Origin of the sequence: Pseudomonas fluorescens (genome assembly GCF_018614775.1) — a bacterium.
GTDB classification, from domain to species: domain Bacteria; phylum Pseudomonadota; class Gammaproteobacteria; order Pseudomonadales; family Pseudomonadaceae; genus Aquipseudomonas; species Aquipseudomonas fluorescens_BY.
This window is the reverse complement of the sequence record NZ_JAGGOF010000036.1, coordinates 21,317-31,360: the sequence shown is the minus strand read 5'-3', so window position 1 is coordinate 31,360 and position 10,044 is coordinate 21,317. Positions and strand designations below refer to the sequence as shown.

Here is a 10,044-nt window from a genome sequence, read left to right as displayed (position 1 = left end):
GCTGCCCCCGCAACGGTAAGCGAGCGAAGCGTCAGATCCACTGTGTCTGCGACATGGGAAGGTGACGCTTGCCGGCAAGGCGAAAGCCCTGCCCCTCGTGAGCCCGGAGACCGGCCCGTACTCAAGCATCAACAAACCCGCGGTGGGCGGGCGCTGTTCGAACCTTGGCGGGCTCTTGCCCGGGGTTTCATTGCGCTCGATTCACCCACTGAACAAGAACAGAGGGAAGCGCCATGTCGACCATCAGCAGTACCGCCCGCTCCGCCACTAACACCACGACCCTGAGCCAGCGCCTGAGTGCGGCGATCCTTGCCTCGATCCTGGGCGCGGGGCTGGTCTATTTCGCCGGTTTCTCCCACATCGAAGCCGTGCACAACGCCGCCCATGACACCCGCCACAGCGCCGCCTTCCCCTGCCACTGAGGCCTGACGACATGATCAAGCGTATCGCGCAGACCGCCGGCTTCAGCGGATTGCTGGCCGCCCTGCTGCTGACCCTCCTGCAAAGTCTGTGGGTGTCGCCGTTGATTCTTCAGGCCGAAGCCTATGAAAAAGCCCCGGCTGCCGAAGTCCACCAGCACGCCGATGGCGTCGCTCATACCCATGACGCCGAAGCCTGGGAACCGGAAGACGGCTGGCAGCGGGTACTGTCCACCACCGGCGGCAACCTGGTGGTGGCGGTAGGTTTTGCGCTGATGCTGGCGGGCCTGTACACCTTGCGCACGCCGACCCGCACCGCCCAGGGCCTGCTCTGGGGACTGGCCGGCTACGCCACCTTCGTCCTGGCGCCGACGCTGGGCCTGCCGCCGGAACTGCCCGGTACTGCGGCGGCCGACCTGGCCCAACGGCAGATGTGGTGGATCGGCACCGCGGCGTCCACGGCAGTAGGCATTGCCCTGATCGCCTTCGGCAGACACTGGTTGCTCAAGGTGCTGGGCGTGGCGACCTTGCTGGTGCCCCACGTCATCGGCGCGCCGCAACCGGAAGTCCACTCGATGCTGGCGCCCGAAACGCTGGAAAGCCAGTTCAAGATCGCCTCGCAACTGACCAACGTCGCGTTCTGGCTGGCCCTGGGCCTGATCAGCGCCTGGCTGTTTCGCCGTGACGCTCAAGCCCCCCACGAGGCATGAGGAGCGGGCAGATTCTGGTCATTGGCCTGGGTTGCCAGCGCGGCTGCCCGGCCAGCGTGTTGCGGACATTGCTGGATGAAACATTGCTGACCCATGCCATTCCGCTTCAGGCGTTGGCAGCCCTGGCGAGCATCGATCTCAAGCGCGACGAACCGGGCCTGCTGGAGCTCGCCGGACAACTGGCGCTGCCGCTGACCTTCTTCAGTGCCGCTCAATTGGCCGGTTATCAGCCACGGCTCACTCACCGCTCGCAGATCGCTTTCGAGCGTACAGGTTGCTACGGCGTCGCCGAAAGCGCGGCGCTGGCCCTTGCCGAGCAACGGGGAAAAACGGCCGCTACCTTGAGGATTCCCCGCCAGCAGTGCGCCCAGGCCACACTGGCATTGGCGGTCGCGTCGTAAAACCCGATAATCGCGCTCCATGGATCATGAGCGATCTTCATTCAGGTATCGCTCTCCCCCTTTTTTCAGGAACCGGTCATGACCGTTTACTTCATCGGCGCCGGCCCCGGCGATCCGGAACTCATCACCGTCAAGGGCCAGCGATTGATCCGTCAGTGCGCGGTGATCATCTACGCCGGCTCCCTGGTGCCGATCGCCGTACTTGAAGGCCATTGCGCCGAACAAGTGATCAACAGCGCCGAGCTGCATCTGGAACAGATCATCGAATTGATCAAGACCGCCCACCTCAAGGGCCAGGACGTGGCCCGGGTGCACTCCGGCGACCCGAGCCTGTATGGCGCCATTGGCGAGCAGATTCGCTACCTGCGGGAATTGGACATTCCTTTCGAGATCATCCCCGGGGTCACCGCAACGTCAGCCTGCGCCGCCCTGCTGGGTGCCGAGCTGACCCTGCCGGACGTGTCCCAGAGCGTGATCCTCACCCGTTACGCGGACAAGACCGCGATGCCCGCCGGGGAGGAACTGGGCAGCCTGGCGCAGCACGGGACGACCCTGGCGATTCACCTGGGGGTCAATCATCTGGAAAAAATCGTCAGCGAATTGCTGCCCCACTACGGCGCGGATTGCCCGATTGCCGTGATTCACCGGGCGACCTGGCCGGACCAGGATTGGGTGGTGGGCACGTTGGACGACATCGCCGCCAAGGTCCAGGCCAAGGGCTTTCGCCGCACGGCGCTGATCCTGGTGGGGCATGTGCTGGGCAATGACGTATTCAGCGAATCCTCGCTGTACCATGCCGGGCATGCGCACCTCTACAGGCCCTGATCCGCCAGCTGGATCAACACAAGCCCCTTGTGGGAGCGAGCCTGCTCGCGATAGCGGCAGGCCGGCCTGCCGCGATCAGTAGTAGGCGTTTTCTTTCTGGGTGTGGTCGGTCACGTCGCGCACGCCCTTGAGTTCCGGAATGCGCTCGAGCAAGGTGCGCTCGATGCCTTCCTTCAAGGTCACGTCGGCCTGGCCGCAGCCCTGGCAGCCGCCACCGAACTGGAGCACGGCGATGCCGTCTTCCACCACGTCGATCAGCGACACCTGGCCGCCGTGGCTGGCCAACCCCGGGTTGATTTCGGTTTGCAGGTAGTAGTTGATGCGCTCATTGACCGGGCTGTCGGCGTTGACCATCGGCACCTTGGCGTTCGGCGCCTTGATGGTCAGCTGGCCGCCCATGCGATCGGTGGCGTAGTCGACCACCGCGTCGTCCAGGAATGCTTCGCTGAACGAATCGATGTATGCGGTGAAGCTCTTGAGCCCCAGCGCGGTGTCTTCGGGTTTTTCTTCCCCGGGCTTGCAGTAGGCAATGCAAGTCTCAGCGTACTGGGTGCCGGGCTGGGTGATGAAGATGCGGATCCCGATACCCGGGGTGCTCTGCTTGGACAGCAGGTCGGCCAGGTAATCGTGGGCGGCATCGGTAATGGTAATGGCGGTCATGGAAACTCCTCGCAGGCTTGCCGGCAGTTTACGCCAATCATCGCGCCGGACAAAGTCCTAGTATTTTTGTCAGGAAAGCAGCCGGGCCGGATGACCCTCGAGGCCGGACGCTGTTGCGGTTTCGCCCGAGCACGATGTACTTCTATAAAGCCAGCAAACATGAGCAAAATTCATGAAAAACCCCACCATGATCAAATACTGTGCAGGTTTGCTATTATTCCGAGCTTCGTAATGGCTTTTTTTCCAGGTAGTCCTATGTCTGATCGCAGCGCTCGCCTCTATCTTCTCCAGCAAGCCCTCAAGGAACGCATCCTGATCCTCGACGGCGGCATGGGTACGATGATCCAGAGCTACAAGCTGGAAGAACAGGATTACCGTGGCAAGCGTTTCGCCGACTGGCCGAGCGACGTCAAGGGCAACAACGACTTGCTGGTGCTGAGCCGCCCCGACGTGATCGGCGCCATCGAAAAAGCCTACCTGGATGCCGGCGCCGACATCCTCGAAACCAACACCTTCAACGCCACCCAAGTGTCCCAGGCCGACTACGGCATGCAGGCGCTGGCCTACGAGCTGAACCTGGAAGGCGCGCGCCTGGCCCGCAAGGTGGCTGACGCCAAGACCCTGGAAACCCCGGCCAAACCGCGCTTCGTCGCCGGCGTGCTCGGCCCGACCAGCCGCACCTGCTCGCTGTCGCCGGACGTGAACAACCCCGGCTACCGCAACGTGACCTTCGACGAACTGGTGGAGAACTACACCGAAGCCACCAAGGGCCTGATCGAAGGCGGCGCCGACTTGATTCTGATCGAGACCATTTTCGACACGCTGAATGCCAAGGCGGCGATTTTCGCCGTGCAGGGGGTCTACGAAGCACTCGGCGTCGAGCTGCCGATCATGATTTCCGGCACCATCACCGATGCCTCCGGCCGTACCCTGTCCGGGCAGACCACCGAAGCCTTCTGGAACTCCGTGGCCCACGCCAAGCCGATCTCCGTGGGCCTGAACTGCGCCCTCGGTGCCCGGGAATTGCGCCCGTACCTGGAAGAGCTGTCGAACAAAGCCAGCACCCACGTCTCGGCGCACCCGAACGCCGGCCTGCCCAACGAATTCGGCGAGTACGACGAATTGCCGGCCGAGACCGCCAAGGTCATCGAGGAATTTGCCCAGAGCGGCTTCCTGAACATCGTCGGCGGTTGCTGCGGTACTACCCCGGCGCACATCGAAGCCATCGCCAAGGCCGTGGCCGGCTATGCGCCGCGGCAGATTCCGGAGATTCCCCGGGCGTGCCGCCTGTCGGGCCTGGAACCGTTCACCATCGATCGCAGCTCGCTGTTCGTCAACGTCGGCGAGCGGACCAACATCACCGGTTCCGCCAAGTTCGCCCGGCTGATCCGCGAAGACAACTACACCGAAGCCCTCGAAGTGGCCTTGCAACAGGTCGAGGCCGGCGCCCAGGTGATCGACATCAACATGGACGAGGGCATGCTCGATTCGAAGAAGGCCATGGTGACCTTCCTCAATCTGATCGCCGGCGAGCCGGACATCTCCCGCGTGCCGATCATGATCGACTCGTCGAAATGGGAAGTGATCGAAGCCGGCCTCAAGTGCATCCAGGGCAAGGGCATCGTCAACTCCATCAGCATGAAGGAAGGCGTCGAGCAGTTCATCCATCACGCCAAGCTGTGCAAGCGCTACGGTGCCGCCGTGGTGGTGATGGCCTTCGACGAAGCCGGCCAGGCCGACACCGAGGCGCGCAAGAAGGAAATCTGCAAGCGTTCCTACGACATCCTGGTCAACGAGGTGGGCTTCCCGCCGGAAGACATCATCTTCGACCCGAACATCTTCGCCGTCGCCACCGGCATCGAAGAGCACAACAACTATGCCGTGGACTTCATCAACGCCTGCGCCTACATCCGCGACGAACTGCCCTATGCGCTGACCTCCGGCGGCGTGTCCAACGTGTCCTTCTCGTTCCGGGGCAACAACCCGGTGCGCGAGGCGATTCACTCGGTGTTCCTGCTGTATGCGATTCGCGCGGGCCTGACCATGGGCATCGTCAACGCCGGCCAACTGGAGATCTACGACCAGATCCCGGTGGAACTGCGCGACGCCGTGGAAGACGTGATCCTCAACCGCACCCCTGAAGGCACCGACGCCCTCCTCGCCATCGCCGACCAGTACAAGGGCGACGGCAGCGTCAAGGAAGCGGAAACCGAAGAGTGGCGCGGCTGGGACGTCAACAAGCGCCTGGAACATGCGCTGGTCAAGGGCATCACCACCCACATCGTCGAGGACACCGAAGAATCGCGGCTGTCATTCAACCGTCCGATCGAAGTCATCGAAGGCCCGCTGATGGCCGGCATGAACATCGTCGGCGACCTGTTCGGCGCCGGCAAGATGTTCCTGCCCCAAGTGGTCAAGTCCGCCCGGGTGATGAAGCAGGCCGTGGCGCATCTGATTCCGTTCATCGAGGCGGAAAAAGGCGACAAGCCGGAAGCCAAGGGCAAGATCCTGATGGCGACGGTCAAGGGCGACGTGCATGACATCGGCAAGAACATTGTCGGCGTGGTACTGGGTTGCAACGGCTACGACATCGTCGACCTCGGCGTGATGGTGCCGGCGGAGAAGATCCTGCAGGTGGCCAAGGAGCAGAAGTGCGACATCATCGGCCTGTCCGGCCTGATCACCCCGTCCCTGGATGAAATGGTCCACGTGGCGCGCGAGATGCAGCGCCAGGATTTCCACCTGCCGCTGATGATCGGTGGCGCGACGACCTCCAAGGCCCATACGGCGGTGAAGATCGAGCCCAAGTACAGCAACGATGCCGTCATCTACGTCACCGACGCCTCCCGCGCGGTGGGGGTTGCCACGCAGTTGCTGTCCAAGGAACTGAAGCCGGCGTTCGTCGAGAAAACCCGCCTCGACTACATGGACGTGCGCGAGCGCACCGCCAACCGCAGTGCCCGCACCGAACGCCTGAGCTACCCCGCCGCCGTCGCCAAGAAGCCGCAGTTCGACTGGAGCAGCTACCAGCCGGTCAAGCCGACCTTCACCGGCGCCAAGGTCCTGGACAACATCGACCTGAACGTCCTGGCCGAATACATCGACTGGACACCGTTCTTCATTTCCTGGGATCTGGCCGGCAAGTTCCCGCGCATCCTCACCGATGAAGTGGTCGGCGAAGCCGCCACGGCGCTGTACGAAGATGCCCGGGCGATGCTGCGCAAGCTGATCGACGAAAAACTCATCAGCGCCCGCGCCGTGTTCGGCTTCTGGCCGGCCAACCAGGTGCATGACGACGACCTGGAAGTCTACGGCAATGACGGCAAGCCACTGGCGCGCCTGCATCACCTGCGCCAGCAGATCATCAAGACCGACGGCAAGCCGAACTTCTCCCTGGCCGACTTCGTCGCGCCCAAGGACAGCGGCGTGACCGACTACGTGGGTGGTTTCATCACCACCGCCGGCATCGGCGCCGAGGAAGTGGCGAAGGCCTACCAGGACGCTGGCGACGACTACAACTCGATCATGGTCAAGGCCCTGGCCGACCGCCTCGCCGAGGCCTGCGCCGAATGGCTGCACCAGCAGGTACGCAAGGAGCATTGGGGTTATGCCAGGGACGAGCACCTGGACAACGAGGCGCTGATCAAGGAGCAATACACCGGCATCCGCCCTGCTCCCGGCTACCCGGCCTGCCCGGACCACACCGAGAAAGCCACCCTGTTCCGCCTGCTCGACCCCGAGGCCAGCGAACTCAAGGCCGGACGCAGCGGCGTGTTCCTCACCGAGCACTACGCGATGTTCCCGGCGGCGGCCGTCAGCGGCTGGTATTTCGCCCACCCCCAGGCGCAATACTTCGCCGTCGGCAAGATCGACAAGGACCAGGTCCAGAGCTACACCGGCCGCAAAGGCCAGGACCTGAGCGTGACCGAACGCTGGCTGGCGCCGAACCTGGGTTACGACAACTGATAAACGAGATCGCGGCCACCTGCCGCGATCTTTTTTCAGGGCTTGTCTATGCTTGTCCCAGACCCAAGCAGCCGAGGGATATATGGACGATCCAATCGACAACAAGCCACCCACCCTGTTGCAGATGATGCACAGCGTGCTGGCCGCCGCGTTTGGCGTGCAGAGTGGCAAGAACCGCGCCCGTGACTTCACCCACGGCAAACCGAGTCATTTCGTGATACTGGGCATCGCCTTCACGGTGATCTTCGCCCTGACCCTGTTTGGCATCGTCAAGTTGGTGGTGCATCTGGCGGGGTTGTAATTTCCCAGACTTGCATATAACCCTGTGGGAGCGAGCCTGCTCGCGATAGCGGTATGTCAGTCACTGCAATATTGACTGAACCACCGCTATCGCGAGCAGGCTCGCTCCCACAGGTTTTTCATTGCGCTGGACAACCGATTACTGGTGGCTGACCCAGAACACCGCCGTGCCCACCACCAGGATAATCAGGAACAGGATGGCCCAGGCATCAACGGAACTGTCGCTTTTCCTTGCTTTGGTCGGATTGCTCATTGCATCGCCTCTTGTCGGTTTTTTAGGTGATAGCAGAAAGACTCGACCACAGTTAAGACGATGATTGCCCGTACGACAAATGTGGGTTACGCGCCGATAGATCTCATTAGGTCATTTGGTTCTTTACATATACTCAAACATCACTTTTGCGCATAACTCAAAACAGGTATCTTGCACCGGCTCCTCTAGGAGTGCGCGGCCGTGCGCGCAGAATTGCCGAGGCAGAACCCGATTCCAGCGAGCCAACATGCAGCTGTTTCTGATCGGCCCAAGCCTGAGACCGAGACTTATATGTACGTATATGACGAGTACGATCAGCGGATCATCGAGGACCGCGTCAAGCAGTTCCGTGATCAGACCCGACGCTATCTGGCAGGCGAGCTGAGCGAAGAAGAATTCCGCCCCCTGCGTCTGCAGAATGGCCTGTATATCCAGCGTTTTGCCCCGATGCTGCGCGTGGCCGTGCCGTATGGCCAACTGACCTCGCGTCAGGTGCGCAAGCTGGCCCAGATCGCCCGCGACTATGACAAGGGCTATGCCCACATCAGTACCCGGCAGAACGTCCAGTACAACTGGCCGGCCCTGGAAGACGTGCCAGAAATCCTGGCCGAACTGGCGACCGTGCAGATGCACGCAATTCAGACCAGCGGCAACTGCCTGCGCAACGTCACCACCGACCAGTTCGCCGGCGTCGCGGCCGATGAGCTGATCGACCCGCGCCCGTGGTGCGAAATCGTCCGCCAGTGGACCACTTTCCACCCGGAATTCGCCTACCTGCCGCGCAAGTTCAAGATCGCCATCAACGGCTCGAGCTCGGACCGGGCCGCCATCGAAGTCCACGACATCGGCCTGGAGACGGTCTACAACGCCGCTGGCGAGTTGGGTTTCCGTGTGCTGGTAGGCGGTGGCCTGGGGCGTACCCCGGTGGTCGGCGCGTTCATCAACGAGTTCCTGCCCTGGCAGGACCTGCTGAGCTACCTCGACGCCATCCTGCGGGTGTACAACCGCTATGGCCGTCGTGACAACAAGTACAAGGCGCGGATCAAGATCCTGGTCAAGGCGCTCACGCCGGAAGTGTTCGCCGAGAAGGTCGAAGCCGAAATGGCTCACCTGCGTGGCGGCCAGACCACCCTGACCGAAGCCGAAGTGCATCGCGTTGCCAAGCACTTCGTCGACCCGCAGTACAAGGTCCTGGACAACCAGGACGCCGAGCTGGCGGCGCTCGACAAGGAGCACCCGGGTTTCGCTCGCTGGCGCACTCGCAACACCCTGGCCCACAAGAAACCGGGTTATGTCGCGGTGACGTTGTCCTTGAAACCTACCGGCGTCGCGCCCGGCGACATCACCGACAAGCAACTGGATGCGGTGGCTGACCTGGCCGATCGCTACAGCTTCGGTCAACTGCGCACCTCCCATGAGCAGAACATCATTCTCGCGGACGTCGAACAGACCCAGTTGTTCACCCTCTGGCACGAGTTGCGCGAGCAAGGTTTCGCCACGCCGAACATCGGCTTGCTGACCGACATCATCTGCTGCCCGGGCGGCGACTTCTGCTCCCTGGCCAACGCCAAGTCGATCCCGATCGCCGAATCGATCCAGCGTCGCTTCGACGACCTGGACTACCTGTTCGACATCGGCGAGCTGGACCTGAACATCTCCGGCTGCATGAACGCCTGCGGCCACCACCACGTCGGCCACATCGGCATCCTCGGCGTGGACAAGAAAGGTGAGGAGTTCTACCAGGTCTCCCTGGGCGGCAGCGGCAACCGCGACGCCAGCCTGGGCAAGATCCTCGGCCCGTCCTTTGCCCAGGACGACATGGCTGACGTGATCGAGAAGCTGATCGACGTGTACATTGAACAACGTACCGAAGATGAGCGCTTCATCGACACTTACCAACGTATCGGCATCGACCTCTTCAAGGAACGCGTCTATGCAGCGAATCATTAAGCACAACGAGGTCATCGACGAAACCTGGCACCTGCTGCCCAAGGACGCGACCCTCGACGGCATCTCCAACTGCGACGACCTGATCGTACCGCTGGCCTTGTGGCGTGATCACTCCCGCGCGCTCAAGGTCCGCGACGGCGGCCTCGGCGTGTGGCTGGACGCTGACGAAGAAGCGGAAGAGATCGGTGATGACGCCAACCAGTTGCAGGTCATTGCCCTGAACTTTCCGGCGTTCACCGACGGCCGCAGCTACTCCAACGCTCGCCTGTTGCGTGACCGCTATGGCTTCAAGGGTGAATTGCGGGCGATTGGCGACGTGCTGCGCGACCAGTTGTTCTACATGCGTCGCTGTGGTTTCGACGCCTTTGCCTTGCGCGCCGACAAAGACCCGTACGAAGCCCTCGAAAGCCTCAAGGACTTCTCGGTGACGTACCAGGCCGCCACCGACGAACCGCTGCCGCTGTTTCGTCGTCGCTGAGCCTGATGCATGAAAAAGCCCTGATCCGGGTGTATCGGGTCAGGGCTTTTTTTATTGCGACTCGGCGGCCACCGACAGCCCC

The 10,044-nt window shown here is 62.3% G+C and carries 9 protein-coding genes and 1 riboswitch; of the genes, 8 read left to right on the top strand and 1 reads right to left on the bottom strand.

Annotated features, from left to right (window positions below; genetic code table 11):
* A riboswitch (cobalamin riboswitch) is annotated at window positions 1–133 on the top strand. This riboswitch is flagged as partial in the annotation.
* Between the two features lie 100 nt (window positions 134–233).
* The 4 genes from J7E36_RS10430 to cobM all read left to right on the top strand — a co-directional run bounded on the left by J7E36_RS10430 (window position 234) and on the right by cobM (window position 2,355).
* Window positions 234–422: a CbtB domain-containing protein gene (locus J7E36_RS10430; protein ID WP_215002518.1), complete on the top strand. Its 189-nt coding sequence runs from the start codon at window positions 234–236 to the stop codon at window positions 420–422.
* Window positions 423–433: 11 nt separating this feature from the next.
* Window positions 434–1,129: a CbtA family protein gene (locus J7E36_RS10425; RefSeq protein ID WP_215002516.1), complete on the top strand. Its 696-nt coding sequence runs from the start codon at window positions 434–436 to the stop codon at window positions 1,127–1,129.
* Entirely contained in the window at window positions 1,126–1,530 is a 405-nt protein-coding gene (locus J7E36_RS10420; protein ID WP_215002514.1) for a cobalamin biosynthesis protein, read from the top strand. The genes J7E36_RS10425 and J7E36_RS10420 overlap by 4 nt, the downstream gene beginning before the upstream one ends.
* A gap of 78 nt (window positions 1,531–1,608) precedes the next feature.
* Window positions 1,609–2,355 (top strand): precorrin-4 C(11)-methyltransferase, encoded by a 747-nt coding sequence (gene cobM / locus J7E36_RS10415; protein ID WP_215002513.1) that lies wholly within the window; start codon window positions 1,609–1,611, stop codon window positions 2,353–2,355.
* A gap of 75 nt (window positions 2,356–2,430) precedes the next feature.
* Here cobM and nfuA read toward each other — a convergent pair whose 3' ends face one another.
* Window positions 2,431–3,015 carry a Fe-S biogenesis protein NfuA gene (gene nfuA, locus J7E36_RS10410; protein ID WP_215002512.1) on the bottom strand — a complete coding sequence of 195 codons (585 nt, stop codon included), beginning with the start codon at window positions 3,013–3,015 and terminating at the stop codon, window positions 2,431–2,433.
* A 255-nt stretch (window positions 3,016–3,270) separates the two neighbouring features.
* Between nfuA and metH the strand changes: the two genes are divergently transcribed.
* The 4 genes from metH (at window position 3,271) to J7E36_RS10390 (ending at window position 9,962) form a co-directional block, all read left to right on the top strand.
* Window positions 3,271–6,981 carry a methionine synthase gene (metH, locus tag J7E36_RS10405; RefSeq protein ID WP_215002511.1) on the top strand — a complete coding sequence of 1,237 codons (3,711 nt, stop codon included), beginning with the start codon at window positions 3,271–3,273 and terminating at the stop codon, window positions 6,979–6,981.
* Between the two features lie 82 nt (window positions 6,982–7,063).
* Window positions 7,064–7,282 (top strand): DUF2970 domain-containing protein, encoded by a 219-nt coding sequence (locus tag J7E36_RS10400; RefSeq protein ID WP_215002509.1) that lies wholly within the window; start codon window positions 7,064–7,066, stop codon window positions 7,280–7,282.
* 543 nt (window positions 7,283–7,825) lie between these two features.
* Window positions 7,826–9,484 carry a nitrite/sulfite reductase gene (locus J7E36_RS10395; protein ID WP_215002507.1) on the top strand — a complete coding sequence of 553 codons (1,659 nt, stop codon included), beginning with the start codon at window positions 7,826–7,828 and terminating at the stop codon, window positions 9,482–9,484.
* A complete protein-coding gene (locus tag J7E36_RS10390) occupies window positions 9,468–9,962 on the top strand; it encodes a DUF934 domain-containing protein (RefSeq protein ID WP_215002505.1) in 495 nt (164 codons plus the stop codon). Before J7E36_RS10395 ends, J7E36_RS10390 begins: the two co-directional genes overlap by 17 nt.
* Window positions 9,963–10,044 lie beyond the last annotated feature (82 nt).

What these genes read in the sequence shown, in the direction of transcription:
- J7E36_RS10430 (WP_215002518.1), top strand. Translation starts at nt 234, where the DNA reads ATGTCGACCATCAGCAGTACCGCCCGCTCCGCCACTAACACCACGACC.
- J7E36_RS10425 (WP_215002516.1), top strand. Translation starts at nt 434, where the DNA reads ATGATCAAGCGTATCGCGCAGACCGCCGGCTTCAGCGGATTGCTGGCC.
- J7E36_RS10420 (WP_215002514.1), top strand. Translation starts at nt 1,126, where the DNA reads ATGAGGAGCGGGCAGATTCTGGTCATTGGCCTGGGTTGCCAGCGCGGC.
- cobM (WP_215002513.1), top strand. Translation starts at nt 1,609, where the DNA reads ATGACCGTTTACTTCATCGGCGCCGGCCCCGGCGATCCGGAACTCATC.
- nfuA (WP_215002512.1), bottom strand. Translation starts at nt 3,015, where the DNA reads ATGACCGCCATTACCATTACCGATGCCGCCCACGATTACCTGGCCGAC.
- metH (WP_215002511.1), top strand. Translation starts at nt 3,271, where the DNA reads ATGTCTGATCGCAGCGCTCGCCTCTATCTTCTCCAGCAAGCCCTCAAG.
- J7E36_RS10400 (WP_215002509.1), top strand. Translation starts at nt 7,064, where the DNA reads ATGGACGATCCAATCGACAACAAGCCACCCACCCTGTTGCAGATGATG.
- J7E36_RS10395 (WP_215002507.1), top strand. Translation starts at nt 7,826, where the DNA reads ATGTACGTATATGACGAGTACGATCAGCGGATCATCGAGGACCGCGTC.
- J7E36_RS10390 (WP_215002505.1), top strand. Translation starts at nt 9,468, where the DNA reads ATGCAGCGAATCATTAAGCACAACGAGGTCATCGACGAAACCTGGCAC.